We start from the raw sequence: 25,942 nt of genomic DNA on the forward strand, positions 1-25,942 counted from the left end.
ATGTCGTCCCGCCACCATCATCACGACGAGCGCGCGCAACTCGATCTGTTCCGGGCGCTGCCCGGCGATCTTGCGCCGCGCGATGCGCAGGACCTGATGGCCTATCCGTTCTTTTCGCTTGCCAAGTCGAAGCGCCTGGCGCCGATCGATTTCAAGGCGGGCTCGGTGAAAATCCGTGTCGAAGCCGTGCCCGAGCACGGCATGGCGACGATCTGGGACGCCGACGTCCTGATCTGGGCCGCCTCGCAGATCGTCGAGGCGCGCGACGTCGGGCTACGCCCGTCACGCCTGATGGCGACCACGCCCTATGAGATCCTGAAGTTCATCGGACGCGGCGTCTCGCTGCGCGATTACGACCGCTTGAAGGCCGCTCTGGACCGCCTCCAATCCACCACCATCGCGACCTCGATCCGCCAGCCCACCGAGCGGCGGATGCACCGCTTCTCCTGGATCAACGAGTGGAAGGAGCGCGCCGATCACCGCGGCCGACCGCTCGGGCTCGAGTTGATCGTGCCAGACTGGTTCTACGGCGCGGTTCTCGACGACGCGCTCGTACTCACCATCGACCGCGACTATTTCGGGCTGACTGGCGGCCTTGAGCGCTGGCTCTACCGCCTCGTGCGCAAGCATGGCGGCAAGCAGGAGTTCGGCTGGAGCTTCGATTTCCTGCATCTGCACGCGAAGTCCGGCAGCCTCTCGCCGCTCAAGCATTTCGCATACGACCTGCGCGACATCGTTCGCCGTCAGCCGCTGCCCGGCTACCGGCTGACCATCGAGCAATGCGTCGGCGGTCCCGAAATCCTGTCCTTCGTACCCACCGATCCCGACGCGCTCGGCATCCCGCGCCGCCGTCGCCGCTCGACAACTCGCCCTGGGGATAAGCTGTGAATCATCTCGTGCTATCAGGGACCGGCACTATCGTGCCATCGGGGACCGGACCCTCGTGCTATCGGGGACCGGAATCGTCGATTCGTCGCGCTGAATCAGCAGCTTGCGAGCCCCGTAACTTATCTAACCTAGATTCCTACGGAATCTTTCTAACGCGACCGCGTTTTTCGGCCGCTGTGGACGAGACCCCTTTTCCCGGGCGACCGTCATGATCGTCGCGCTGCTCAACCAGAAGGGCGGCGTCGGCAAGACGACGCTCGCCTTGCACCTCGCCGGCGAATGGGCTCGCCGTGGACAGCGTGTCACGCTGATCGACGCCGATCCCCAAGGCTCGGCGCTCGACTGGTCGCAGCAGCGCAGCCGGGAGGGACTGGAGCGGCTGTTCGGTGTCGTCGGCCTGGCCCGCGACACGCTCCACCGGGAAGCGCCGGAGCTGGCCCGCGACGCCGAACACGTCGTCATCGATGGCCCGCCGCGCGTCGCCGGGCTGATGCGCTCGGCGCTGCTCGCCGCCGATCTCGTGCTGATCCCGGTGCAGCCGTCGCCACTCGACGGCTGGGCGACAGCCGAAATGCTGACCTTGCTCGGCGAGGCGCGCATCTACCGCCCGGACCTGAAAGCCCGGTTCGTGCTGAACCGCTGCGCTGCGCGCACCGTGCTCGCCCGGGAGACCGCCGAGACGCTCGCCGACCATGATCCGCCGCCGCTGGCGACGACCATCGGCCAGCGGATCGCCTTCGCCGATGTCGTGCAGACCGGGCGGCTCGCAGCCGAACAGGACGATACATCGCCCGCCGCGCGCGAGATCGCCGCGCTCGCCACCGAAGTCGCGAGGATATGCTCATGAGCGAGCGGTCGTCGAAACGCAGCTTCGCCGCTCGTCCTGCCGATCCGGAAAACTGGATCAAGTCGCCGGACCGTCCATCGCCACGAGCCGAGCCGCCCGCGGACTTCACTGCCAGGCTGACGATCGACGTCACCGCCGACATGCGCGGGCGGATCAAGATCGCCGCCTTTCAGCGCGGCCAGACCGTCGCTGACATGCTGCGCGCGCTGTTCGAGCGCGAATTCCCACCCCCGTCAGGAGAAGGACAATGACCGGCCTTGTCGCCGCGCCACATCGCGTCGGTGGTCCTACCGCCGAGCCGCCGCCTGAAGCGTTCACTCAGGTCGAACTCGTCTGGATCGAGAAGCAGACGGAGCACTGGGTCCGCTTCGGCCGCGAGCGGCGCGAGCAGATCCTCGACCGTCGCCGCCGCATCCTCTTCTTCCCTCCCGGCAGCGTCCTCGCGCTCGTGCGCTGGGCGGCGAACGAGCACGGAACTGTCCTCTCGCGACTCGACATCCTGCGCACGGTTGAGCGCGACGCAGCGTGCCAGACCGTTCCAACGGTCACGCCCGGCGCAGAGGTTCTGCTGCATGTCGATGGGTGGCCGAAGGTTGAGCGCGTGCTCCAGCTCATCGACGCCATCGAGGAGCGCGGCATAGATCCGAGCGAAGTTTCGCCAGACCATTGGCGCCACGTCCACAACCGAATGACCGTCGGCGAAACACCGCGTGCCTATGGTCCACAGCAGCACCGCGCCTTTCTTCTGCGACGGGAGATCGGCGCATGACCCGTCTCTCCTACGCCATCGTCACGACAGCGGCCGTGTCGCTTCTCGGCGTCGCCTCGATCGCTTCTTTTGCGCCGCGGCTGATCTGGAACGCCTCCGCCAGCACGCCGGTCGGCTTCTACGCGATCGGCGATGTGGGCGCGCTCGATGTGACCGATCTCGTGGCCGTCGACGCGCCCGAGCCGCTCGCAACCTTCCTGTCCGATGGCGGCTACCTGCCGCGCGGCGTGCCGCTCTTGAAGCGCGTCGCCGCGGTCCCGGGTCAGCGCGTTTGCCGCACCGGGCTCGCCATCACTGTCGACGGCGTGCCGATGGGCAATGCGCTTGATCACGATCGTCGCGGTCGCCCGCTCCCGGTGTGGCAGGGCTGCCAGTCGGTCGCGAGCGGCGAGCTGTTCCTGATGAACTGGCAAGTCCGCGACAGCCTCGACGGTCGCTACTTCGGGCCGCTTCCCGCCACCGCCGTGATCGGCCGAGCCACCCCTCTCTACACCGACGAGGACGGCGATGGCCGCTTCGTCTGGCGCGCGCCGACGCGGTGACGGCGCGCCCATGACCCTATCCACCGCAATATGAAGGAGACGACCCATGCCCGTGATCGGTCAATTCATGCGTGAAAATGATGGCTTCATCGGCCACCTGACGACGCTGTCCTTGCATCAGGACATCATCATCGTCGCGGCCGAGCCGTCCGATGCCGAGAACGCGCCGGACTACCGCGTCCATGTGCTCGACACCATGAGCAACGAGACCGGCGCGGAGATCGGCGCGGGCTGGAAGCGCACCGGCGAGAAGGCCGGCGACTACGTCTCGCTGCAACTCGACGATCCGACCTTCGACCATCCGATCCGCGCCAACCTGTTCCAGTCGGCTGACGACAAGTCCGCCTGGGGTCTGCATTGGAATCGCCCGCCGAAGCGCGGCGAGCGGGACTGAACGATGCCCGCCCCGCGCCGTCAGCGTGCCGTCGGAGGGAGGATCGCCCTCCGACGTGCAGCCCTTTTTCTCCTTGCCGGCCTGATCCTCGCCGCGCCGGGTGCGACCCCTGCCGACGCACAGGAGGTGCCGGCCGAGCGGCCGTCGCGCAACGATCCCTACGGCGCTTTCATCGCCGAGGCGGCGCAGAGGTTCGGCGTTCCGGAAGCATGGATACGCGCCGTCATGCGCGTGGAAAGCGCCGGCGATGTGCGCGCCATCTCGTCAGCCGGCGCGATGGGCCTGATGCAGGTCATGCCCGCCACCTGGGCTGAACTGCGCGTGCGCCATCGGCTCGGCGGCAATCCCTACGACCCACGCGACAACATCCTGGCAGGCGCTGCGTATCTGCGTGAGATGCACGATCGCTACGGTTCGCCCGGCTTCCTGGCGGCCTACAACGCCGGTCCGGGCCGGTACGATGAATATCTCGCAGGCCGCCCATTGCCGGCTGAAACGCGCGCCTATGTCGCGACGCTCGCCCCCATTGTCGGCGGCGATGAACTCGCCGGCCCCGTCAGCGTAGCCGCCGCCGATCCGCTGGCCTGGACGCGGGCGCCGCTCTTCGTCGTGCAGTCGGCTCGCAGCGGACCTGCTGCGCCGGTGCAGTCCGAAGGCGCGCCGGATGACACCACCGCGGCAGGCCCGGAACGCGATCAAGGCCCGGTGGCTTCGCGCACCGATGGCCTTTTCGTTGCCCGCAGCGTCTCTGGTGGCCCGCGATGATCGCGTTCGCACCCGTTCGCATTGTGGCGTGTTCTGGCGGATGGAAGGCGGTCCGGAGAGGAGGAGCAGTCAGCACAACCGCACGATGGCGAGATAAAAGCCGGCGAGGTGCGGCTTGGTGCGGTCGTGTGTTTTCAGGGACTTATGGCGCATTTGCGCGAGGTGCGCGTGATGGGCGCAGCCTGCGCATTTGCTATTTCGCCAAGGCTTTCCGCGCGATTGCGCGATGTGCGGGGCCTCGACCATGAGCGGCGAGGACGATTTCCGCATTCGGCCTGGCCGTATCCGCTCCACCCGCTCACAACAGGCACGGCCCTTCATCGCCCAGGCTCTCGCGGCCGCTCAGCGGGCCGGCGGACGCGTCTCGCGCTCCGGTCAGATCAGCAAGGGCAATCGCTCGCGGTTCGGGCGCGGGCAACGGGCGACGGTGCAGGCCAACCGGCTTCTGACCAGCCGATCGCGCAACACGGTCATCAAGACGCGCGTCGTGCGCCATACCGCGCGCGCCGCGCCGCTCTCTGCCCACCTCAGCTATCTGCGGCGCGAGGGCGTCACCCGGGACGGCGAGAAGGCGAAGCTGTTCGGGCCGGAGACAGAGGACGCCGATCCGAAGGCCTTCGCCGAACGCACCCAGGACGACCGGCATCACTTCCGCTTCATCGTCTCGCCGGAGGACGCGACGGAGATGTCCGACCTCAAGACCTTCGCCCGCGATCTGATGGGGCAGATGGAAAAGGACCTCGGCACCAAGCTCGACTGGGTCGGCGTCGATCACTGGAACACCGACAACCCGCACGTCCATATCATCCTGCGCGGCCGCACCGAGGATGGCCAGGACCTCGTCATCTCCCGCGACTATATCAAGGAAGGCATGCGCGCCCGCGCGCAGGACCTCGTCACCCAGGAGTTGGGGCCGCGCACCGATCACGAGATTCGCCGCAACCTCGAACGGCAGGTCGAGGCAGAGCGCTGGACCAATCTCGATCGCCAGATCGCCCGGGACAGCTATCGCACCGGCGTTGTCGATCTCGCGCCGCACCCCGATCGCCAGCCCGACGAATTCCACGCGATGAAGGTCGGGCGGCTGCGGAAGCTGGAAACGCTTGGTCTCGCCGATCAGGTTGGCCCCGGCCAATGGGTCGTATCGGAGAACGCCGAGGCGACCCTGCGCGAGTTGGGCGAGCGCGGCGATATCATCAAACGCATCCATCGCGGCCTGACCGAGCGCGGCATCGAGCGCGGCGCCGCGAGCTATGTGCTGGCCGGCGAGAGCCTCAACGATCCCGTTATCGGCCGGTTGGTTGATCGTGGCCTCGACGATGAACTGAAGGGCACGGCCTATGCCGTGGTCGATGGCACCGACGGTCGCACCCATCACATCAAGCTTCCCGACCTCGATGCTGCCGGTGACAGCGCGCCAGGCTCGATCGTCGAGCTGCGCAAGTTCGACGACGCGCAGGGACGACGTCGCGTCGCGCTCGCCGTGCGATCCGATCTCGATATCGAACGGCAGGTCCATGCGACCGGCGCCACCTGGCTCGACCGGCAGGCGATCGCCCGTGATCCTGTCGCGCTCGGCGGCGGCGGCTTCGGCGCGGAGGTACGCCAGGCGATGGACCGGCGGGCCGATCATCTCGTCGGCCAAGGCCTCGCCGAGCGGCAGACGCGCGGCGTCAGTTTCTCACCTGGGCTGATCGACACGCTCCGGCAGCGCGAGGTGGAGGCCCTCGGGGAGAGGCTCGCGGCCGAGACCGGCCGGTCATTCTCGAAGGCCGGAACGGGCGAGTATGTGACGGGCACTTATCGGCAGCGCTTCGCGCTCGCCTCCGGCCGCTTCGCCATGATCGACGACGGCCTCGGCTTCCAGCTCGTGCCCTGGTCGCCCTCTCTCGAACGCCAGCTCGGCCAGCACGTCTCCGGCGTCTCGCGCGGCGGCGGCGGCGTCGACTGGAGCTTCGGCCGCAATCGCGGCCTCGGCATGTAGCCCACCAAGAAAGGAGTGCCCCGCCATGTCGGCGACGAAAATCCTCTGGGGTCAGATCCTCACCGTCTTCCTGATCGTGTTGATGACGACCTGGGGCGCGACACAATGGACGGCCTATCGTCTCGGCTTCCAGCCTCAGCTTGGGCTGCCTTGGTTCGAACTGGCGGGCTGGCCGATCTACTATCCGCCCGCCTTCTTCTGGTGGTGGTATTTCTACGACGCCTATGCGCCGCCTATCTTCGTCGAGGGCGCCTATATCGCTGCGTCCGGCGGCTTCCTCTCCATCGCCGTCGCGATCGGCATGTCGGTGTGGCGCGCGCGTGAGGCCAAGAACGCCGAGACCTTCGGCTCCGCCCGATGGGCCGGCGCCGGCGAGGTCCGTGCTGCCGGCCTACTGGGCGCGGATGGCGTGGTCCTGGGGAAGTTCGATCGCGAATATCTTCGCCATGACGGTCCCGAGCATGTGCTGTGCTTTGCGCCGACGCGCTCCGGCAAGGGCGTCGGCCTGGTCGTGCCGTCGCTGCTGACCTGGCCGGGGTCGGCCATCGTCCACGACATAAAGGGAGAGAACTGGACGCTCACGGCCGGCTATCGCGCCCGCCATGGCCGCGTGCTGCTGTTCGATCCGACCAATACGCAGTCGGCAGCCTACAATCCGCTGCTCGAGGTGCGCCGCGGCGAATGGGAGGTCCGCGACGTACAGAACATCGCCGACATCCTGGTCGATCCGGAAGGCTCGCTGGAGAAAAGAAACCACTGGGAAAAAACCAGCCATGCGCTGCTGGTCGGGGCGATCCTACATGTTCTCTACGCGGAGGCCGACAAGACCCTGGCGGGCGTTGCCGCCTTCCTCTCCGATCCCAAGCGGCCGATCGACTCGACGCTGGCCGCGATGATGAGGACGGCCCATCTCGGCGAGGCCGGCCCGCATCCGGTAATCGCCAGTGCGGCCCGCGAGCTGCTGAACAAATCCGACAACGAGCGGTCGGGCGTGCTGTCCACCGCGATGTCGTTCCTCGGCCTCTATCGCGACCCCGTCGTCGCTGAGGTCACGCGCCGGTGCGACTGGCGCATCGCCGATATCGTCGGCGACAAACATCCGACGACGCTTTACCTCGTCGTGCCGCCCTCGGACATCAACCGGACCAAGCCGCTGATCCGCCTCATCCTCAATCAGGTTGGCCGGCGCCTGACCGAGGATCTGCAGGCGAAAGGAAACCGGCATCGCCTGCTGCTGATGCTCGACGAGTTTCCGGCGCTCGGCCGCCTCGACTTCTTCGAGAGCGCGCTGGCGTTCATGGCGGGCTACGGCCTGAAAGCGTTCCTCATCGCCCAGTCGCTGAACCAGATCGAGAAGGCCTATGGGCCGAACAACTCGATCCTCGACAACTGCCATGTGCGCGTCAGCTTTGCTACCAATGACGAGCGAACCGCCAAACGCGTCTCCGATGCGCTCGGCACCGCGACCGAGATGCGCGCCATGAAGAACTATGCCGGTCATCGCTTGTCGCCCTGGCTCGGCCACATGATGGTGTCCCGCTCGGAAACCGCCCGGCAACTCATGACGCCCGGCGAGATCATGCAGCTTCCGCCATCCGACGAGATCGTCATGGTGGCGGGTACGCCGCCCATCCGCGCGAAGAAGGCCCGGTATTATGAGGATCGCCGGTTTCAGGAGCGCATTCTGACGCCACCGGCATTGGTGAAACCGACCACCGCACGACCCGACGACTGGAGCACGCTACCGCTTCCAACGATACCGCCCGCGGCGACTGCCACCGGCGCCGGGAGCGGTTCGGAGGATGAGGACACAACCGACTCCGAGCGCCGGCACCAGCCCGAGCTGAGCCGCGCGAAACCAGTCGAGCGGAAGGTGCCCATCGAAAACGAATTCGAGATCGATCCCCGCGACGACGCCGATGAGGACGCGGCACGTCTCTCGCGCATGAACCAGACCATGCGCCAGGTCGCACGCCAAGCGTCGCTCGATCCCGGCGACGGCATCGATCTCTAGGAGGCACCATGACAAAGCCCCCCAAAAAGCAACGGCTATCCGTGTATCTCGAACCGGATGTCATGAAGGCGCTCGCCGCACATGCCGCCCGGCGCGATCAATCCCTCTCGCTGATCGCGGAAGCCGGCATCGCCTCGTTCTTGTCGCCCGACGCCGCGGAGCGCCAGGAAGCGGCCACGACCAAACGGCTCGACCAAATCGACCGGCGAATGGCGCGTATGGAGCGCGACCTCGGCATAGCCGTCGAGACGCTCGCCGTGTTCATCCGCTTCTGGTTGGCGACGAACCCGCCGCTGCCCGAGCCCGCTCAGGCTGCAGCACGCTCGAAAGCCGGCGAGCGCTATGAGGCGTTCGTCACCGCGCTCGGCCGGCGACTCGCTCACGGACCGAAGCTTCGCCAGGAAATTTCGGAAGACATCGCGCCCGCGCACGACGCGGATTAATCACATCCACATCCACCGCAAGTATTCCGGCATTCCGCCGTTTCCCTGTATTTGTACGCCACAGTACGACGACCACATTATGATTGTTGTCAGGCCATGATTTCTGCCTCCTCTACTCATCCCCGATCCAGGGCCGCATGTCGCGGACCCACAAAAGAACGGGGACGACGTGGCGGCAACTCACCAGAAATCCGAGGCGATCCTTCGCGGCGCGCGCATGCTGCGCACCGCGCTTGGCCCCGCAATCGCCCGGTTTCTGGAAGACCCCTCGATCGTCGAGGTGATGCTCAACCCCGATGGGCGGCTCTGGATCGACCGGCTTTCCGAAGGACTTTCTGACACGGGCGAGCTGCTGTCGCCGTCGGACGGCGAGCGCATCATTCGCCTGGTCGCCCATCATGTCGGCGCGGAGGTCCATCCCGGCGCCCCGCGTGTCTCGGCCGAGCTGCCCGAGACGGGTGAGCGGTTCGAGGGGCTGTTGCCTCCCGTGGTGTCCGCACCGGCCTTCGCGATCCGCAAGCCCGCCGTCGCGGTCTTCACGCTCGACGACTATGTCGCCGCCGGCATCATGGTTGCGGATCAGGCCGAGACCTTGCGCCAGGCCGTCGCCGATCGCCGCAACATCCTCGTCGCCGGAGGCACCTCGACCGGCAAGACCACGCTGACCAACGCGCTGCTGGCCGAAGTCGCCAAGACCTCGGACCGCGTCGTCCTCATCGAGGACACCCGTGAGCTGCAATGCGCCGCGCCCAATCTGGTCGCGATGCGGACGAAGGACGGCGTCGCCTCGCTCTCCGATCTCGTCCGCTCGTCGCTCCGCCTGCGCCCCGACCGCATTCCGATCGGCGAGGTTCGCGGCTCCGAGGCGCTGGACCTGCTGAAGGCCTGGGGCACCGGCCATCCCGGCGGCGTCGGGACCATCCACGCAGGCACCGCGATCGGCGCGCTGCGGCGGATGGAACAGCTCATCCAGGAAGCCGTCGTCACCGTTCCGCGCGCGCTGATCGCCGAGACGATCGATCTCGTCGCCGTGCTCTCCGGCCGGGGCGCATCGCGACGCCTGGCCGAACTCGACCGCATCGAGGGCCTCGGCCCCGATGGCGACTACCGCGTCATCCCCGCAAGCCAGCCCCTCACAGGAGACCCGTCATGATCAAGCATGCTTTGCGCATCCGCCGCCACATCGCGACAGCGGTGTCCGTCACCTTCGTATCGCTGGTGCTTGCGCCGGCCGCCCACGCCTCCGGTTCCTCCATGCCGTGGGAAGCGCCTCTGCAATCGATCCTCGAATCGATCGAAGGTCCGGTCGCCAAGATCATCGCCGTGATGATCATCATCATCACCGGCCTGACGCTGGCCTTCGGCGACACATCGGGCGGCGCCCGCAAGCTGATCCAGATTGTGTTCGGCCTGTCGATCGCCTTCGCCGCGTCGAGCTTCTTCCTCTCCTTCTTCTCGTTCGGCGGCGGGGCGCTCGTCTGATGGTCGACGGCGCAGATCATGGCGGCGGACTGCCGGGTTTCTCCGTCCCGGTCCACCGGGCACTGACAGAGCATATCCTGCTCGGCGGCGCGCCGCGCTCACTCGCCATCCTCAACGGCACGCTTGCCGCCGCGCTCGGCCTTGGCCTGCGCCTCTGGCTGGTCGGCCTGGGGCTTTGGGCCGTCGGGCATTTCGCGGCGGTCTGGGCCGCCAAGCGCGATCCGCAGTTCGTCGACGTCGTGCGCAAGCATCTGCGCATTCCCGGCCACCTGTCCGTCTGAGGAGCGACGCCAATGATGAACCTCGCCGAGTATCGCAACCGCAACACCCGGCTCGCCGACTACCTCCCCTGGGTCGCGCTGGTCGGCGAAGGCGTGGTGCTGAACAAGGACGGCAGCCTGCAGCGTACGGCGCGCTTCCGCGGTCCCGACCTCGACAGCGCCGTACCGGCCGAGCTGGTCGCCGTCGCTGGCCGCCTCAACAACGCCTTCCGTCGCCTCGGCTCCGGCTGGGCGATCTTCGTCGAGGCGCAGCGCCATGGCGCCGCGACCTATCCGGCCAGCATGTTCGCCGACAGCGCTTCCGGCCTGGTCGATGCCGAGCGCAAGGCCGACTTCGAGGAAGCCGGCGCGCATTTCGAGTCGAGCTATTTCCTGACATTCCTCTATCTGCCGCCCGCCGAGGATGCGGCGCGCGCCGAGACCTGGCTGTACGAAGGCCGCGACCACGCCGGCGTCGACGCGCATGAGATCCTGCGCGGCTTTGCCGATCGAACCGATCGCATCCTCCAGCTCATCGACGCTTTCATGCCCGAATGCGCGTGGCTCGATGATGGAGAGACGCTCACCTACCTGCATTCAACCGTCTCGACGAAGCGGCATCGTGTCCGCGTCCCCGAGACGCCGATGTATCTCGATGCGCTGCTGGCCGATCAACCGCTCACCGGTGGCCTCGAACCCCGGCTCGGCGACGCGCATCTGCGCATCCTCACCATCGTCGGCTTTCCGACCGCGACCACGCCCGGCATCCTCGACGAGCTGAACCGCCTGGCCTTTCCCTATCGCTGGTCGACGCGCGCCGTGCTGCTCGACAAGACCGACGCGACCAAGCTGCTGACCAAGATCAGGCGGCAATGGTTCGCCAAGCGCAAGTCGATCGCCGCCATCCTCAAGGAGGTGATGACCAACGAGGCTTCGGCGCTGGTCGACACCGATGCGGCCAACAAAGCGGCCGACGCCGACATGGCATTGCAGGAGCTGGGCGCCGACTACGCCGGCCAGGCCTATGTGACGGCGACGATCGCGGTTTGGGATGACGATTCCCGCATCGCCGCCGAAAAACTCCGCCTCGTCGAGAAGGTCATCCAGGGCCGCGACTTCACGGCAATGCCCGAAACCATCAATGCCGTGGATGCCTGGCTCGGGTCGCTGCCCGGTCATGTCTACGCCAATGTCCGGCAGCCGCCGATCTCGACACTGAATCTCGCCCACATGATCCCGCTGTCAGCGGTGTGGGCGGGACAGGAACGGGACGAGCACTTCGATGCACCCCCACTGCTTTACGGCAGAACCGAAGGCTCGACCCCGTTCCGGCTTTCCATCCATGTCGGCGACGTCGGCCATACGCTGATCGTCGGCCCGACCGGCGCCGGTAAGTCCGTGCTGCTGGCGCTGATGGCACTGCAATTCCGGCGCTATCCGCTATCCCAGGTCTTCGCCTTCGACTTCGGCGGATCGATCCGGGCCGCCGCGCTCGCCATGCGCGGCGACTGGCATGATCTCGGCGGCGGACTGACTGAAGGCGCTGACGGCAGCGTCTCGCTCCAACCGCTGGCCCGCATCGACGATGTCGCCGAGCGGGCCTGGGCCTCCGACTGGCTGATCGCGATCCTAGGGCGCGAGAGCGTAGCGGTCACGCCCGAGGTCAAGGAGCACCTCTGGTCGGCGCTGTCTTCGCTGGCCTCGGCGCCCGTCAGCGAACGGACCCTGACGGGCCTGTCCGTTCTTCTTCAGTCCAACGACCTGAAGCAGGCGCTGCGACCATATTGTGTCGGCGGCCCCTATGGCCGGCTGCTCGACGCCGAGGCCGAGCATCTGGGCGAGGCCAATGTTCAGGTCTTCGAGACGGAAGGGCTGATCGGCACCGGGGCTGCCGCCGCCGTTCTCGCCTATCTCTTCCACCGCATCGAGGACCGCCTCGACGGACGCCCGACTCTCCTGATCGTCGATGAAGGCTGGCTCGCGCTCGACGACGAGGGCTTTGCGTGCCAGCTCCGCGAATGGCTGAAGACGCTGCGCAAGAAGAACGCCAGTGTCATCTTCGCCACTCAGTCGCTCTCCGATATCGACGGCTCAGCGATCGCGCCGGCCATCATCGAGAGCTGCCAGACGCGCATCCTGCTCCCCAACGAACGCGCGATCGAGCCACAGATCACCGCCATCTATCGCCGCTTCGGGCTGAACGATCGCCAGATCGAGATCCTCGCGCGGGCGATGCCCAAGCGCGACTATTACTGCCAGTCCCGCCGCGGCAACCGGCTGTTCGAGCTGGGTCTGTCGGACGTAGCGCTGGCGCTTTGCGCCGCCTCTTCCAAGCAACATCAGGCGCTGATCGCCGCGGTCCACGCCCGTGCCGGCACGGACGATTTCCTCGCCGAGTGGCTTGCCGAAAACCGGCTCGGCTGGGCCGCCGACCTCATCGCCGACCTCACCAATGTCACCCCCCAAACCGATCCGGAGGCACGCTCATGACCCGTTCCGTTCGTTCCCGCACGCGCGCGCTGCGCATCAGCGCCGCTCTCCTCGCCGCGCCGCTCGCGCTGTCGCCGATCTTTGCGCCGCCCGCGGCCGCGCAGTGGATCGTCTACGATCCGACCAACTACGCGCAAAACGTCCTGACGGCGGCCCGCACACTCCAGCAGGTCAATCAGCAGATCACCCAGCTTCAGAATGAAGCCACCATGCTGATCAACCAAGCCCGCAATCTGGCGAGCTTGCCATATTCCTCGCTCCAGCAGCTTCAGCAGTCCGTGCAGCGGACGCAGCAACTCCTGGCCGAGGCGCAAGGCATCGCCCTCAACGTCCAGCAGATCGACCGTGCGTTCCAGACCACCTACGGCAACGCGTCGATGTCGGCCTCCGACCAAGCGCTCGTGGCAGGGGCTCGCGAGCGCTGGCAGAACACCGTGGGCGGCTTGCAGGACGCCATGCGCGTCCAGGCCGGTGTGGTCGGCAACCTCGACGCCAATCGCAGCGAGATGTCGGCGCTGATCGGCCAGAGCCAGGGTGCGACCGGCGCGCTGCAGGCGACGCAGGCCGGCAACCAGCTTCTCGCCCTGCAAGCACAGCAGCTCGCCGACCTCACCGCCGTCGTCGCTGCCAATGGCCGCGCACAGAGCCTGTCAGAAGCCGAGCGGGCGGCAGCGGCCGAACAGGGCCGCGAACAGCGCCGCCGCTTCCTGACGCCGGGGACCGGCTACCAGCCCGGCAACGCCCGCATGTTCCCGAGCGGCAACTGAGGACATGGTCATGGACGGCAAGATGCTCGCGCGGCTTGGCGCCGTCGTGTTCGTTGCGGTCGCGGTCACCGCGACCGCCATCGAGATGACCCGGAAGGAGGAAGCGCCGGCGGCTTGGCCATCCGGCCGTTCCAACGAGACTCAGGCCGATCCGCTGCGCGACGAATTGATCCGCTGCCAGTCCCTTGGCGAGGCGGGGCCACGCGATTCCGGGTGTCTCCGCGCCTGGGCGGAGAACCGTCATCGCTTCCTCGCCCCCGGCGCCCGACCGATGGAGCGGCTTCCCGAGCCGCCGCCACCTCACGCCGTCCCGAGCGAGATCCCGGAAAACCCAATCCGCCGCGAGAGCGCGCCCCAACTCGACGAAGCGAGATAGCACCATGGGCGGCACCGGCGTCATCGATCATTTCCTCGAGGTCTTCACCCGCTACATCGATAGCGGCTTCGGTCTGCTCAGCGGCGAGGTCGCCTTCATCGCCACCACGCTCATCGTCATCGACGTGACGCTGGCGGCGCTGTTCTGGTCATGGGGCGCCGACGACGACATCATAGCCCGCCTGGTGAAGAAGACGCTGTTCGTCGGCGTCTTCGCCTACATCATCGGCAATTGGAACAATCTCGCCCGCATCGTCTTCGAGAGCTTCGCCGGCCTTGGACTCAAGGCCAGCGGCACCAGCTTCACGACGGCCGACCTCATGCGCCCCGGAAAGGTTGCACAGACCGGGCTCGACGCCGGCCGCCCACTGCTCGATTCGATCTCCAGCCTGATGGGCTATTGGTCGTTCTTCGAGAATTTCATCCAGATCGCCTGCATGTTCCTCGCCTGGGCGCTGGTGCTGCTCGCCTTCTTCATCCTCGCGATCCAGCTCTTCGTCACGCTCATCGAGTTCAAGCTGACGACGCTCGCCGGCTTCGTGCTGATCCCGTTCGGCCTGTTCGGTAAGTCCGCCTTCATGGCTGAACGCGTGCTCGGCAATGTCATCTCATCCGGCATCAAGGTCCTGGTCCTCGCCGTCATCATCGGCATTGGCTCGACGCTGTTCTCCGAGTTCACATCGGGCTTCGGCGGCCAGAACCCGTCGATTGACGAGGCGATGGCGATCGTGCTCGCCGCTCTGTCGCTGCTTGGCCTCGGCATCTTCGGTCCCGGGATCGCGAGCGGCATCGTCTCAGGCGGTCCCCAACTCAGCGCCGGCGCAGCCGTCGGCACAGGTCTCGCCGCCGGCGGCATGGTCGCGGCAGGCGTCGGCGCGGTCGGCGCAGCCGCGTCCGGCGGCGCGGCGCTCGCCGGTGGCGCAGCAGCGGCGGCCCGCGGCGGTGCTGCGGTCACGGGCGGTGCTTCCACCGCCTATAGCCTTGGCTCAGCCGGTCAGTCCGGCGCGGCTGGTGTCGCTTCCGGTCTCGGCGGCGTTGCCCGCGCTGGCGGAAGTGCGGCTGTCTCTCCGTTGCGTCGAGCCGCATCGCGCGCCGCCGAAAGCATGAAGTCCAGCTTCAACGCCGGTGGCAAAGCAGCTTTCGAAGCAACCGGCGGAACTTCCACCATGGGTTCGATCGGCGGTGATGCCGCCGGCGACGGTGCTGCGCCGGCCGGTCCCGCCAATGCCGGCGGGCCACCCGCTTGGGCGCAGCGGATGCGCCGCTCCCAACACATGACCCATGCCGTGCAAGCCACGGCCCATGCCGTCCGCTCCGGCGACGCCCACGGCGGCGGCTCCTCCGTCAATCTGTCCGAAGGCGATCGCTGATGTTCAAACGACCCTCTACCCATTACGGCAAAGCCGCCGAGCCCGAAACGCCGTATCAGCGCGCCGCGCAGATCTGGGACGAGCGCATCGGATCCTCGCGCGTCCAGGCGAAGAACTGGCGGCTGATGGCCTTCGGCTCGCTGATCCTCTCGGCCGGTTTCGCAACTGCGCTCGTCGTACAGTCGGCGCGCGGAACGATCGTGCCGTGGGTGGTGCAGGTTGATCGGCTTGGCCAGGCCCAGGCCGTCGCGCCGGCCGAGGCAGACTATCGTCCGACCGATCCGCAGATCGCCTTCCACCTGGCTCGCTTCATCGAACAGGTCCGCTCCATCCCCGCCGACGCGATCATCGTCCGCCAGAACTGGCTGCGCGCCTATGATTTCACGACCGATCGGGGCGCTATGGCGCTGAACGACTACGCCAGGTCCAACGACCCGTTCACACGGGTCGGCCGTCAGCAGGTCGCCGTCGATGTCTCCAGCGTCATCCGCGCTTCGCCGGACAGCTTCCGCGTCGCCTGGGTGGAGCGCCGCTACGAGAACGGCCAGCTCGCCGAAACCACTCGATGGACCGCGATCCTGACGATCGTGGTGCAGATACCCCGCAATGCCGACCGTCTCAGGGCCAACCCGCTCGGCATCTACGTCAACGCCATCAACTGGTCACGGGAGCTTGGGCAATGAAGCCGTCTTTCCGTAAAGCCGGAAATCCGGCTTCGCAGATACTTGTACTCCCGGCTCTCCGCAGAGCCGCAATTCCGATGGTCCTGCTGGCGACAACCGCGCTTGCCGGCTGCGCCACCACGAACCCGCCGCCCGAAATCTCCTACGACAACGCAGCGCCCGCGGTACAGACCGTTGATCCGCCTGCGCCCGTCACCGTGGTCGAGCTGCCCCGGCCTCTACCGCTTCCCGGTCAGTTGCAGCGGGTGCCCGAAACGCGCCGCGCGCCCGAGCCGGCCAACCCGGCGGCGCGCGTCAATCAGGCAAATGAGGCGGCCCGCGTCCAGCCGGTGCGCGACGGCTTCATCAACTCGATGCAGGTCTATCCCTGGACACAAGGGGCGCTCTATCAGGTCTATACCGCCGTCGGGCAGATCACCGACATTGCGCTTCAGCCCGGCGAGCAGCTTGTCGGCTCCGGCCCCGTGGCTGCGGGCGATACGGTGCGATGGATCATCGGCGACACCGAGAGCGGATCGGGCGCGACGCGCCAGATCCACATCCTCGTGAAGCCGACGCGGGCCGACCTGATGACGAACCTCGTCATCAACACCAACATGCGCACCTATCACATGGAGCTACGCTCAACAGAGCGGACCTACATGGCATCCGTATCCTGGCAGTATCCGCAGGACCAGCTCATCGCGCTCCGCCGGCAGAATGCCGAGGTGCAGGCCGCACAGCCGGTGGCGAGCGGCGTCGATCTCGCCAACGTCAACTTCCGCTACGCGATCGAGGGTGATCGCGCACCCTGGCGGCCGCTGCGTGCCTTCGACGACGGCCGCCAGGTCTTCATTGAGTTCCCGCGCGGCATCGGCCAGGGCGAGATGCCTCCACTCTTCGTCGTCGGCCCCGAGGGCAATACCTCCGAGCTGGTGAACTACCGCGTGCGCGGCCATCACATGATCGTCGATCGGCTATTCGCCGCCGCCGAACTGCGGTTTGGCTCCGGCCGCGATCAGAAGCGCGTCAGAATCGTCCGCACCGACGGGAGGCCGACCTCGTGAGCCAGAACCCTCCCCGGAATGAGGAAGTGCCGGGCGACGATGCGCAGCCCCTGACCGGCGAGCCGGTCGGGCCTGCGCCGATGCGGCTGCGGGCCGAGCCACCGCGCGTCACCCGGTTGTCGCGGAAGGTTCTAGCAGGCCTCGGTCTTGTCGCCAGCGTGGGGCTCGGCGGTGCGATGATCTACGCGCTTCAGACCCGCGACGCCGGTCGGCCGAACGACGAACTCTATTCGACCGAGAATCGCTCGACCGCTGACGGGCTCGCCGGGCTACCGCGAGATTACAGTGGGGTGCCGCAGCTTGGTCCGCCGCTTCCCGGCGACCTTGGCCGACCGATCCTCAGCACTCAGGATCGCGGGCAGCCGGTGCCCACACCCGGTATCGCCGCGCCCAATCCTGGCATCAGCGCCGAAGAGCAGCGCCGCCTTCAGGAGATTGAGACCGCGCGGACCAGCCGCCTTTTCTCCGGATCGGAAAGCCGGGGGGCGCCCGTTGCGGCGGGAGGCGCCCCAGCACTCCCGCCAACGCCGGATTTGGCGAGCCTTGGCCTTGCGCCACCGCCCGCCACGCCCTCCGCACAGGATCGCCAGAACGCCTTCCTCAACGCAGCGGCCGATCGACGGACGGTGTCCCCCGATCGCGTCTTTGCTCCAGCGTCGCCGAACATCCTTCAGGCCGGAGCCGTGATATCCGCCGCACTCATAACCGGCATCCGATCCGACCTCCCGGGCCAGATCACCGCCCAGGTGACCGAAAACATCTACGACAGTCCGACAGGGCGCATTTTGCTCGTGCCGCAGGGCACGCGCGTCATCGGCCAGTACGACAACAATGTGCAGTTCGGGCAAAGCCGGGTGCTGCTTGTCTGGAACCGGCTCATCTTTCCGAATGGCCGCTCAATCGTCCTCGAGCGCCAGCCTGGTGCCGACGCCGAGGGATATGCCGGCCTGCAGGATGGCGTCGACTACCATTGGTGGGATCTTGCTAAAGCTGCAGGTCTCTCGACGCTGCTCAGCGTCGGCGCCGAACTTGCCGTGGACAATGATGACCGCCTCATCCAGGCGATCCGCAATGGCGGCCAGGACACCATCAATGACGCTGGGCAGCAAATCGTGCGTCGCCAACTAAACGTCGCGCCGACACTCACTATCCGACCCGGCTATCCGGTGCGCGTGATTGTGACGCGCGATCTCGTCCTTGAACCATATGGAGGGTCATCGTGACCAAGCTGAAACTCGGACGAATTGAAGTCGACAAGCCGGTGAAGGTCACAATCGAGCTATCGGGCGCGCTCCACAACGACCTCATCGCTTACGCTGAAGCTCTCGCTCGCCAGACAAACCAGGAGATACGTGACCCGTTGAAATTGATCGGTCCCATGCTAATGCGCTTCATGCAGACAGATCGCGGCTTCGCCAAGGCACGAAGAGCGGATCCGCAAGTGAAGGCTCAAGTTTCATAGTGTCAGAAGGTCTTAGCGGCGACCGTTTAGGCGGATGATCCCGACGCGCATTTCGCAAGTAACTGCGCGGTCTGCAGAAATCGCAAGAAAGCAGGGTTGCGGTTCTCCGCCGACCAGACAACGCTGAAAGGCGCGATGTCGGCCCTAGCGGTCAGTGGTATCAGCACCAGCCCCGGAACCTTGAGAGCGGTCCATGCTGCCGAAACCAGAGTAATACCTTGGCCAAGGCTAACGAGGTTCATAGCCAGTTGAACTGCGCAGCAGCGACTTGAGCATCGTCGATGTCTAGGTGGCCTCGACTTGACAGTCCCTGAAATAGCGTCGTCAGCGAACCGATAGTTCGGGCCGGCACGTCGTCGTAGAACGTCTTGGCTACACGATCACAACATCGAAGGAATGAACTCATCTCTCAACATGGCCATGATCGCAGTATCCCAACGCTCCCCATCGACTAGAGTCGATTCCCGACGTGTGCCTTCCAATCGGAAACCTAAACCTTCGTACGTCCGGATCGCGGGGGTGTTCCACGTAAATACGTTGAGCTCTAATCGGTGAACGACTTGGTATGAAAAGGCCTCTTGCACGACCAGTTGCAGCATTGGACGTGAGAGCCGACGGCCCCGAGCCTTTGGGGCGATGGCCACTCTGGATAGCAGCGCATTTCCATTCCTCCAATCAAAGGAGAGCTGTGCGTGCCCAAGAAGCGCGCCAGCTTCCTCTAACATCCAGCATAGCCTTGCCGGCGGCGTGGACTGACCACCCTCTAGCATTTGGCTTAACTGTTCATTGGATATCGGAAATCGGACTAGCGGTCCGCCCCACTGGACCACATTTCTCTCCGAAGAAAACCAACTCGACAGCACGGAGAAATGCTCAGGCGCGAATGGCATCAAACTCAGCATAATTGGCTACACTCCACCTTTGAGAGGCATTATCGAGACGCTTCGATCACCGCACACTTTCCTACGACCTTGGATGCGGAGCAGACCCCCCGCAATTGAAGCAGTGGGGAGTGATGCTGTTCGCAAAGCCGATCAAGCTCACGATTGAATTGCCGGCACTGCTGCATCGCGAACTCGTAGCGTATGCCGAGGTCCTGACCCGCGAAACTGGGCAGCCAGTTACAGATCCGGCAAAGCTGATCGCGCCGATGGTCCAGCGTTTCATCGCCACCGATCGCGGCTTCGCTAAGGCGCGGAGATCACGACCTTAGGCGAAGGTGCAGTTTCATTGTGTCAGCAAGCTCACCGAACGCCGTTAAGCATGGTTGATCCCGGAGCGTAATGCGCAAGTAGTTGCGCAATTTGCAGAAATCGCAAGAAAGCTGGGTTACTGTTCTCCGCCGACCAGACCACGCTAAATGGGACGATGTCGGCTCGAGCAGTTAACGGTCTCAGCACCAGCCCCGGAACCTTGATAGCGGTCCACGCTGCCGAAACTAAAGTAATTCCTTGACCAAGGCTGACTAGATTCATCAGAGTTTCTTGAAACGCCGCTTTCTCTTCAACGTCGGGGTACGTGCTGAAGTCGGCCGATCGACGGACAATATAGTCATGCACTTCGGGGCCGGGCTCGCCTCGGCTTACTATGAAGTGTTCTGCCTTGAGGTCGGACCAGTCGAGCTCACGTCTTCCGGCGAGCGGGTGGCCTTCGGAAAGAGCAACATGGACTCGTTCGCGCCAGAGCACTCGCGTTTCGCATCCTCGGACGGCGTCCGATCCCGGGACAAGGGCGGCATCCAATCGCCGAGCCCGTACGGCTCCGAGATGTTCCCGCCGGCCGCCATCGAGAACGTCGATTCTGACCTGCGGATGCCTTTCCGTGTAGTTCTTAACGAGGTGACGCAAAAACCCGCCCGCCAAAGAGGTCAGGATACCAATTCGCACAAGTCCCACTTCCGCACGGCGCGCCGCACGCGCGGACCGTTTTGCAGATTCGAGCTGCTCAAGAGCCGGAGAGACTTCAGCCAGGAATCGCTGCCCGGCCGGGGTGAGCTTCACGCCACTGCGTGCCCGTTCAAATAGCGCGACGCCAAGGGTGTCCTCGAGCTGCCTCAAAGCACGGCTGACGTTTGACTGATCGACTTGGCACATCTCCGCCGTACCTCTGAAGCTGCCTACTTGGGCCGCCACTGCAAGGTAGTGCAGTTGTCGCATCGTATGTCTCATATCGCCGCCCCCCGGCCAGCGCGGCACGATAGGAGGACCAGTAAATGATCCAGCGGCGCCCTATCCGCGTCTCGTCGCCTGTTAACCATCGAACCAAACTATCCTCCAGGAAGCTCGTCGGGGACGCCTAGATCACGCAGCCTTCGCCCGGTATGCGGCGAGAAACATTCGAACGCCTTGCTCCGCGTCCTTCCGGAGAGCCTTCCCGGTTGGGATCGCGTCGTCGCCGAGGAAGAGCGCTCGGTTCAAAGGGCTCGACATGACGAGCCAATTGAACTGCGCAGCAGCGACACGAGCATCGTCGATGTTGAGGTAGCCGCGAATCGACAGTCGCTCAAATAGTGCTGTTAGTGAATCGATAGTTCTTGCCGGTCCATCTTCGTAGAACGTCTTGGCCAAAGCGGGAAAGCGAGATACTTCTCCGATCACCAGTCGGCGGAGCTGTATAATGGCCGGCGTCATCACAATCTCTAGTTGTCGAACGGCTAAGTCGAATAAGCTGCTTTCAATATTCCCATCAAAGTCGAAATTCTGCATTCCGGCCTCAACCGTGTCAGCAGCAGACGCCACAAGGATAACTATGAGCTCTCTGAACAGGCTCTCTTTGTCGGAGAAGTGCTTGTAGACAGTTTGCTTCGAGACTCCCGCGACACCGGCAACCTCGTCAACACTAGTGCCGAGATATCCGTTTCTAAGAAAGACTTCAGCGGATGCGCGCAGGATCGCCTTTCGCTTGCGGGGAGAGCGCAGCTCGTCGTCCGTTTCCGAGAAGGCTGCTAGTAGGTTCGCAGAGCGCATCGCACAACCTAGGTCAAAATGAAGTGTCTCGACAGATCATACCATACGGTCTAGTTTGCATCAACATACTATACGGTTTAGTTCCGAAGGCGTCTGTACCTACGGGGCGATGGGAGACGACGTGGACAACCTCAGTTTAAAATCACTTACAGGCCCTCGCGTTACGCTTTGTCCCTTGGTCCCCGCGCACTGCCGCGCACTGCTAGCCGCCGCCGCAGACGGTGAGCTCTGGAACCTCAAGGTCACGAACGTTCCGGGGCCCGAGACGATTGCCAATTACATCGCTTCCGCGGTTGTAGACAGAACTGCGGGCACCGCTTTCCCGTATGTTGTGGAGGTTGGATCAACGGTGGTCGGAAGCACGCGGTTCTGGAAGTACGACCGGATCAACCGCAAAGTGGAAATCGGCCAAACATGGATTGCCTCGTCCTGGCAAAGGAGCTTCGTTAATACCGAGACCAAGCTGTTGATGCTCAGTTTCGCTTTCGAAACGCTTGGCTGCATCAGGGTGCAGTTTACCACCGATGTGCTGAATGAGCGCTCTCGCGCCGCCATTCTCCGCTTGGGCGCCTTGCAGGAGGGCATTGTCCGGTATGAGCGAATAATGCCGGACGGTAGAAAGCGGGATTCGGTGCGTTTCAGCATCATTGATGCTGAGTGGCCGGCTGTTCAGTCGAAACTCGAAGCACGGCTTGGAGAGTGTTTGGCCCCAGACGCCGACTGCGAATCCTAAAGGTTAGTCGCTGCATCGCCGTTGATAAATAGCTCACGCCTATTCGCCAAACATCAGGCTAGAAAAGAGTCGTGTTTCCGAACCGACCGTGCCCCCCAGCGCAAAAAGTGAGGTCGACGTGCTTGCCACTCCTTCGGATGCGACATAGCGGTCCCTTACAATCTGCATTCCTCTTCTTCGCTGGCGAGCTGCAATAAGGCGGCGTCACCGAGCCGTGCTCCGGGCCAGGTTCCTTCCGACCTAATTTTGCTTTGCAAGTCGAAATCGTCGCCCCTCATTCGTCTAGTTGTAGTCGGGCCGGACTTTCGTAGCACCGCTGGCACCGTCAGATTGTTCGCAACCACAATATGGAGATCGACCACATGCTTTCCTTACCCCAAATCGTCCATCGCACCACGACCCCCTACGTTGCCATTAAAGCGCAACTGACACTTCCCTTCGGTAACGAAGTGTCGACAATAATAGGTAGGTTGTTTGGTCTTCTTGAGCAGGAAAGACTTGCCGAAGAGGGTCCTATATTTTTCCGGCATAATTTGGTGGCTATGCCCCTCATCGAAATGGAGATTGGCGTGCCCACAAATCGAGTTATCGAGCAACGCGGCGACATTGTAAGCGGTCTGCTTCCCGCAGGACGTTACGCTGAGGTCACCTATTTTGGCCCGTATGACGACCTCGTAACGGTGAATGGCGTTTTGATGGGGTGGGCTTCCCACGTTGGCCTAGAATTTGATTCGAAGTCTCGGCGGGACGGTGAATGGTTCGCAAACAGGCTCGAGATTTACCACAACAGCCCGGCTGAGGAGCCGGACGCCAGGAAGCTCAAGACGAGCATTGCCATCAAGCTCGTAGATGAGCAGCAACATGGTGGGGAGATCGCTAAATAAACTGATCTTCGGCGCGCCGCCACTGTGTGTCACAGCGCAACGACATCGCTAGCTGGCAGCATTCTCCACCAAGCTTTCCCGAGATGGCGTTGAAGCTCTCGGGAACGCCGCCTATGGTGCACGGAATGTTGGCAGACCCCATGGATGCGATGAGAGACGAGAATAGCGATACAGCCCGCTCGAACGCGCTGATGCACGCGTGGGCTTCGGACACGCAAGCTGTCCGCCCCGGGCCGCGCAAGACGTTTTCCACCGGGGCGGTGGTGCAGGCGGGCGTCGTACTCTACGACATCAACGGACATCAAGGGTTCTCGCTAGCTAAGCTGGCCGCATCGCTTCGTCTCACAACCAATGCCCTTTACCGTTACGTGTCGTCGCGTGAGGAACTCGAAGCGCTGATCCGTGACGCCGCGCTGGGGCAGCCGGATCTTGAGGACAAGGGGGACTGGAAGGACCGTGTGCGGGCATGGGCGCATGCGCTCGTCCGCCGATACAGCCAGCATGCTTGGCTGGCGCAGCTACCCGTGCGAATTCCGTTTACGCCAAATGCGGTGGCGTGGCTCGATGCGCTTCTGTTGGATCTCCAGGCCGCCGGGTTCGATCGGCAGACTCAGTTGTGTGCAGCCGCGTTTCTCGACAGCCATGTACGGGCTTGCGCTATTACCGCATCGGACCAGAAGCAGGCCCGCGGATTGGCACTCCCTGATGAGTTTGAACGGCTGCTCAATGAACGAGGCCTCCACGCGGTCGCCGACCTGGTGGGTCAGGGAGAATATGTCGAGGTTGAGATCGATGCCTCCCAAATGCTTGCCTTTGGCCTCGAGACATTCCTGGCAGGGCTTGAGGTCCGAGCCGGCGCGACAACGGCCTGAGTTATTCCTAGCGAGGAAAGCCTCCCCGCTTCTCCTGCACCTCCACCGCGAAAAGCCGCCCTGAGGGTTTGCGCACGTCCACGCTGCCAGTCCATTCGTTGGCGCAGATGAAAAGGGTTCGGCCATCCCGTCCACCGAGCATGCAGGCGAATGCCATGCGGTCGAGCGGGACTTCGTCCAGCACCTCCCCACCTGCGGCAAGTCTGAGGCATCGTGGGCCGGACGTTGCCCAGATCGCGCCGGTCTCGTCGAGACATATGCCGTCGGCACCCTGGCCGTCGATCTTTGCCCAGAGACGCCGATTGGTCAGGGTGCCGTCCGGCTGGATGTCGAAGGCCGTGAGGTTCCCGTTGAAGGACTCGGCGCAAATCAATGTCTTGCCGTCGGGGGTGATCACCATGCCGTTCGGGAAGGCTAGGTCTCCTGCTTGGCGCTCCACGGAACCGTCTGGCCGGACGAGCGCGATGAAGCCCGGCCTGAAATCGCCGCCTGGGAAGGCGAAGTTGATGTTGTTGAGATAGATATGACCGGCATCGTCAACGACGATCTCGTTGTATCCATATTCGGCCTCATCGAGACTTGCGACATCGACCAGAGCGTCCGCATCTAGGGTCTGAAGACGCTTTGCGGCGGCGTTGACCACATAGCACTGCCCGTCCGGACCGAAATCGAAGGAAAGCGGCAGGGATTTCAGGCCGACGACGTCTCGCGCCGCGCCAGCCTCCGATACCGCTACGATCTTGCCGGCCACCCAGTCAGCGAACCACAACTCATCACCATGCCAGCGGGGGCATTCTCCGAGATAAATGTCGTCCAGGATGGTGCGTAAAGTCATGATCGGCTTTCCTTGGTGCTAATTGAGGGTCGACGCGAGAAAGTCCCTCACGCGTTGCTCGAATTCGTCTCGATTGGCGTTCCAGACGGCACCATGGTCGCCCCGCATCGGGAACCAAGTTGACGCGGTGCGGCCTGCCGCCTCAGCCAGGACTTCGCTGTGGGCGAAAGGTACCACCTGGTCCGACTGGCTGTGTATGAACAGCAATGGCGGTCCGTCGTAAGCCCGCATCACCTCCTCGGCCTGTGGCACGCTGGGAAACTTCCCGCGCCACGTCACAAGGTTCGCCAGCAGGCTGACCGCGAATGGCGGCATGCCTTTTGACTGCTGGGCATCGCGAAGCAGCGGCTCGAGGCCCAACATCGGATTTTCAAGAACGACGCCTTGAACATTCCTGAGTTGCGGCAAGGCACGGATGATGGAGAGAGCGCCCATGGAACTGCCCATGACCACCACCTCTCCGTAGATTCTATCCAGCGTCGCAACTGCGGCGGCCACGTCCATCGACTCTCGTGCACCGTAGGACAGGCCAGGAACGGGGCAAGGGGATAGGCCCTGACAAACGGGATCAAAGACTGCGAGATCCAAGCCAAGTTTGTCCGCAAGCGGCAGGTACCGGCTGGCTTCGCGCCTATCGCTGCCACCGCCGGGCACATAGAGTATCACCGCCGCTGCCGGCGCATCAGCGCGGCGAACAATCCACCCGGCGAGGACGTATCCGTTTGGAGACTGGATTTCGAAATCCACCCGCCGCTCCGGTGCGAATTCCGTCAATCGCCCACAGTCGTCCCCCCACATTTCGCGGGTGAGCTCGCGGCAGCCATCAAGTGAGCCGACATCCCCGGGACCCGGTGGGTTGAGGATCGTCGAACTGGCGCTCCATAGCGTAAACCCGATCATCCCAACCCCTGCGATGAGAAGAACGATGATCACTGCTGCGGCCCACCGGGCGAGTATTCTCAGTTTTAGTGCAGCCACGCGCATCATTCCGTCCAACATCTGTTTATGGAATGCACAGTTATGTGATACGGTTGTGACTTGCAAGGCGGTTCGTTGGGACGCCAGCCTGCA

The 25,942-nt window shown here is 64.3% G+C and carries 31 protein-coding genes; 25 read left to right on the forward strand and 6 right to left on the reverse strand.

The genetic code is table 11. The features are described from left to right. From NDN01_RS00005 to NDN01_RS00105, 21 genes are all read left to right on the forward strand, one after another. Window positions 1-888 (forward strand): replication initiator protein A, encoded by an 888-nt coding sequence (locus NDN01_RS00005; protein ID WP_336298335.1) that lies wholly within the window; start codon window positions 1-3, stop codon window positions 886-888. 208 nt (window positions 889-1,096) lie between these two features. Further along, window positions 1,097-1,735 (forward strand): ParA family partition ATPase, encoded by a 639-nt coding sequence (gene parA, locus NDN01_RS00010; RefSeq protein WP_272625096.1) that lies wholly within the window; start codon window positions 1,097-1,099, stop codon window positions 1,733-1,735. Continuing rightward, window positions 1,732-1,986, forward strand: a complete 255-nt coding sequence (locus NDN01_RS00015) for a hypothetical protein (RefSeq protein ID WP_272625097.1) — start codon at window positions 1,732-1,734, stop codon at window positions 1,984-1,986. Before parA ends, NDN01_RS00015 begins: the two co-directional genes overlap by 4 nt. After that, window positions 1,983-2,504, forward strand: a complete 522-nt coding sequence (locus NDN01_RS00020; RefSeq protein WP_272625098.1) for a DUF2840 domain-containing protein — start codon at window positions 1,983-1,985, stop codon at window positions 2,502-2,504. The genes NDN01_RS00015 and NDN01_RS00020 overlap by 4 nt, the downstream gene beginning before the upstream one ends. Next, entirely contained in the window at window positions 2,501-3,046 is a 546-nt protein-coding gene (locus NDN01_RS00025; protein WP_272625099.1) for a S26 family signal peptidase, read from the forward strand. The genes NDN01_RS00020 and NDN01_RS00025 overlap by 4 nt, the downstream gene beginning before the upstream one ends. Window positions 3,047-3,092: 46 nt before the next feature. Next, window positions 3,093-3,440, forward strand: coding sequence for a DUF736 domain-containing protein (locus NDN01_RS00030; protein ID WP_272625100.1), 348 nt, complete (start codon window positions 3,093-3,095; stop codon window positions 3,438-3,440). Between the two features lie 3 nt (window positions 3,441-3,443). Beyond that, window positions 3,444-4,205 carry a lytic transglycosylase domain-containing protein gene (locus tag NDN01_RS00035; protein ID WP_272625101.1) on the forward strand — a complete coding sequence of 254 codons (762 nt, stop codon included), beginning with the start codon at window positions 3,444-3,446 and terminating at the stop codon, window positions 4,203-4,205. A 244-nt stretch (window positions 4,206-4,449) separates the two neighbouring features. Further along, window positions 4,450-6,189, forward strand: a complete 1,740-nt coding sequence (locus NDN01_RS00040) for a relaxase/mobilization nuclease domain-containing protein (protein WP_272625102.1) — start codon at window positions 4,450-4,452, stop codon at window positions 6,187-6,189. A 25-nt stretch (window positions 6,190-6,214) separates the two neighbouring features. Then, on the forward strand, window positions 6,215-8,203 hold the full coding sequence (locus NDN01_RS00045) for a conjugal transfer protein TraG (protein ID WP_272625103.1): 1,989 nt from the start codon (window positions 6,215-6,217) through the stop codon (window positions 8,201-8,203). An 8-nt stretch (window positions 8,204-8,211) separates the two neighbouring features. After that, the gene (locus tag NDN01_RS00050) at window positions 8,212-8,646 is read left to right on the forward strand and encodes a CopG family transcriptional regulator (RefSeq protein ID WP_272625104.1); all 435 of its coding nucleotides are present in this window, start codon (window positions 8,212-8,214) and stop codon (window positions 8,644-8,646) included. Between the two features lie 169 nt (window positions 8,647-8,815). Further along, window positions 8,816-9,799, forward strand: a complete 984-nt coding sequence (gene trbB / locus NDN01_RS00055; RefSeq protein WP_272625105.1) for a P-type conjugative transfer ATPase TrbB — start codon at window positions 8,816-8,818, stop codon at window positions 9,797-9,799. Beyond that, the gene (locus NDN01_RS00060) at window positions 9,799-10,128 is read left to right on the forward strand and encodes a TrbC/VirB2 family protein (protein WP_427745423.1); all 330 of its coding nucleotides are present in this window, start codon (window positions 9,799-9,801) and stop codon (window positions 10,126-10,128) included. Before trbB ends, NDN01_RS00060 begins: the two co-directional genes overlap by 1 nt. Continuing rightward, complete coding sequence (locus NDN01_RS00065) at window positions 10,128-10,409, forward strand: VirB3 family type IV secretion system protein (protein WP_109856073.1); 282 nt, start codon at window positions 10,128-10,130, stop codon at window positions 10,407-10,409. The genes NDN01_RS00060 and NDN01_RS00065 overlap by 1 nt, the downstream gene beginning before the upstream one ends. A gap of 12 nt (window positions 10,410-10,421) precedes the next feature. Next, on the forward strand, window positions 10,422-12,878 hold the full coding sequence (trbE, locus tag NDN01_RS00070; RefSeq protein WP_272625106.1) for a conjugal transfer protein TrbE: 2,457 nt from the start codon (window positions 10,422-10,424) through the stop codon (window positions 12,876-12,878). Continuing rightward, the gene (gene trbJ / locus NDN01_RS00075; protein WP_272625107.1) at window positions 12,875-13,645 is read left to right on the forward strand and encodes a P-type conjugative transfer protein TrbJ; all 771 of its coding nucleotides are present in this window, start codon (window positions 12,875-12,877) and stop codon (window positions 13,643-13,645) included. Before trbE ends, trbJ begins: the two co-directional genes overlap by 4 nt. A 10-nt stretch (window positions 13,646-13,655) precedes the next feature. Beyond that, the gene (gene trbK-alt, locus NDN01_RS00080) at window positions 13,656-14,021 is read left to right on the forward strand and encodes a putative entry exclusion protein TrbK-alt (protein ID WP_272625108.1); all 366 of its coding nucleotides are present in this window, start codon (window positions 13,656-13,658) and stop codon (window positions 14,019-14,021) included. 4 nt (window positions 14,022-14,025) lie between these two features. Then, window positions 14,026-15,390 (forward strand): P-type conjugative transfer protein TrbL, encoded by a 1,365-nt coding sequence (trbL, locus tag NDN01_RS00085; RefSeq protein ID WP_272625109.1) that lies wholly within the window; start codon window positions 14,026-14,028, stop codon window positions 15,388-15,390. After that, on the forward strand, window positions 15,390-16,073 hold the full coding sequence (gene trbF / locus NDN01_RS00090; protein ID WP_272625110.1) for a conjugal transfer protein TrbF: 684 nt from the start codon (window positions 15,390-15,392) through the stop codon (window positions 16,071-16,073). Before trbL ends, trbF begins: the two co-directional genes overlap by 1 nt. Continuing rightward, window positions 16,070-17,119, forward strand: coding sequence for a P-type conjugative transfer protein TrbG (trbG, locus tag NDN01_RS00095; protein ID WP_272625111.1), 1,050 nt, complete (start codon window positions 16,070-16,072; stop codon window positions 17,117-17,119). Before trbF ends, trbG begins: the two co-directional genes overlap by 4 nt. An 80-nt stretch (window positions 17,120-17,199) precedes the next feature. Beyond that, the gene (locus NDN01_RS00100; RefSeq protein WP_443025270.1) at window positions 17,200-18,342 is read left to right on the forward strand and encodes a TrbI/VirB10 family protein; all 1,143 of its coding nucleotides are present in this window, start codon (window positions 17,200-17,202) and stop codon (window positions 18,340-18,342) included. Beyond that, complete coding sequence (locus tag NDN01_RS00105) at window positions 18,339-18,581, forward strand: DUF2274 domain-containing protein (protein ID WP_272625113.1); 243 nt, start codon at window positions 18,339-18,341, stop codon at window positions 18,579-18,581. The genes NDN01_RS00100 and NDN01_RS00105 overlap by 4 nt, the downstream gene beginning before the upstream one ends. Window positions 18,582-18,819: 238 nt before the next feature. On the opposite strand, the gene NDN01_RS25925 is transcribed toward NDN01_RS00105, so the two are convergent. Then, entirely contained in the window at window positions 18,820-18,987 is a 168-nt protein-coding gene (locus NDN01_RS25925) for a TetR/AcrR family transcriptional regulator C-terminal domain-containing protein (RefSeq protein WP_443025177.1), read from the reverse strand. Beyond that, window positions 18,962-19,483 (reverse strand): GNAT family N-acetyltransferase, encoded by a 522-nt coding sequence (locus NDN01_RS00110; RefSeq protein ID WP_336298336.1) that lies wholly within the window; start codon window positions 19,481-19,483, stop codon window positions 18,962-18,964. Before NDN01_RS00110 ends, NDN01_RS25925 begins: the two co-directional genes overlap by 26 nt. A gap of 113 nt (window positions 19,484-19,596) precedes the next feature. Here NDN01_RS00110 and NDN01_RS00115 point away from each other — a divergent pair, with 113 nt between their 5' ends. Continuing rightward, the gene (locus NDN01_RS00115; RefSeq protein ID WP_272625114.1) at window positions 19,597-19,794 is read left to right on the forward strand and encodes a DUF2274 domain-containing protein; all 198 of its coding nucleotides are present in this window, start codon (window positions 19,597-19,599) and stop codon (window positions 19,792-19,794) included. 31 nt (window positions 19,795-19,825) lie between these two features. On the opposite strand, the gene NDN01_RS00120 is transcribed toward NDN01_RS00115, so the two are convergent. After that, window positions 19,826-20,737, reverse strand: coding sequence for a LysR family transcriptional regulator (locus NDN01_RS00120; RefSeq protein WP_272625115.1), 912 nt, complete (start codon window positions 20,735-20,737; stop codon window positions 19,826-19,828). A 144-nt stretch (window positions 20,738-20,881) separates the two neighbouring features. Next, window positions 20,882-21,547, reverse strand: a complete 666-nt coding sequence (locus tag NDN01_RS00125; protein WP_272625116.1) for a TetR/AcrR family transcriptional regulator — start codon at window positions 21,545-21,547, stop codon at window positions 20,882-20,884. A gap of 121 nt (window positions 21,548-21,668) precedes the next feature. Here NDN01_RS00125 and NDN01_RS00130 point away from each other — a divergent pair, with 121 nt between their 5' ends. From NDN01_RS00130 to NDN01_RS00140, 3 genes are all read left to right on the forward strand, one after another. Continuing rightward, window positions 21,669-22,280, forward strand: coding sequence for a GNAT family N-acetyltransferase (locus NDN01_RS00130; protein ID WP_272625117.1), 612 nt, complete (start codon window positions 21,669-21,671; stop codon window positions 22,278-22,280). Window positions 22,281-22,627: 347 nt separating this feature from the next. Then, window positions 22,628-23,164 carry a GyrI-like domain-containing protein gene (locus NDN01_RS00135; protein WP_272625118.1) on the forward strand — a complete coding sequence of 179 codons (537 nt, stop codon included), beginning with the start codon at window positions 22,628-22,630 and terminating at the stop codon, window positions 23,162-23,164. Between the two features lie 83 nt (window positions 23,165-23,247). Next, on the forward strand, window positions 23,248-24,036 hold the full coding sequence (locus NDN01_RS00140) for a TetR/AcrR family transcriptional regulator (RefSeq protein WP_272625119.1): 789 nt from the start codon (window positions 23,248-23,250) through the stop codon (window positions 24,034-24,036). A gap of 7 nt (window positions 24,037-24,043) precedes the next feature. Here NDN01_RS00140 and NDN01_RS00145 read toward each other — a convergent pair whose 3' ends face one another. Both NDN01_RS00145 and NDN01_RS00150 read right to left on the reverse strand, forming a co-directional pair. Then, window positions 24,044-24,787, reverse strand: a complete 744-nt coding sequence (locus NDN01_RS00145; RefSeq protein WP_443025178.1) for an SMP-30/gluconolactonase/LRE family protein — start codon at window positions 24,785-24,787, stop codon at window positions 24,044-24,046. Between the two features lie 102 nt (window positions 24,788-24,889). Beyond that, the gene (locus NDN01_RS00150) at window positions 24,890-25,858 is read right to left on the reverse strand and encodes an alpha/beta hydrolase (RefSeq protein ID WP_272625121.1); all 969 of its coding nucleotides are present in this window, start codon (window positions 25,856-25,858) and stop codon (window positions 24,890-24,892) included. Between the last annotated feature and the right edge of the window lie 84 nt (window positions 25,859-25,942).

The organism is Sphingomonas sp. QA11 (genome assembly GCF_028473665.1).
Taxonomy (GTDB): Bacteria; Pseudomonadota; Alphaproteobacteria; order Sphingomonadales; family Sphingomonadaceae; genus Sphingomonas; species Sphingomonas phytovorans.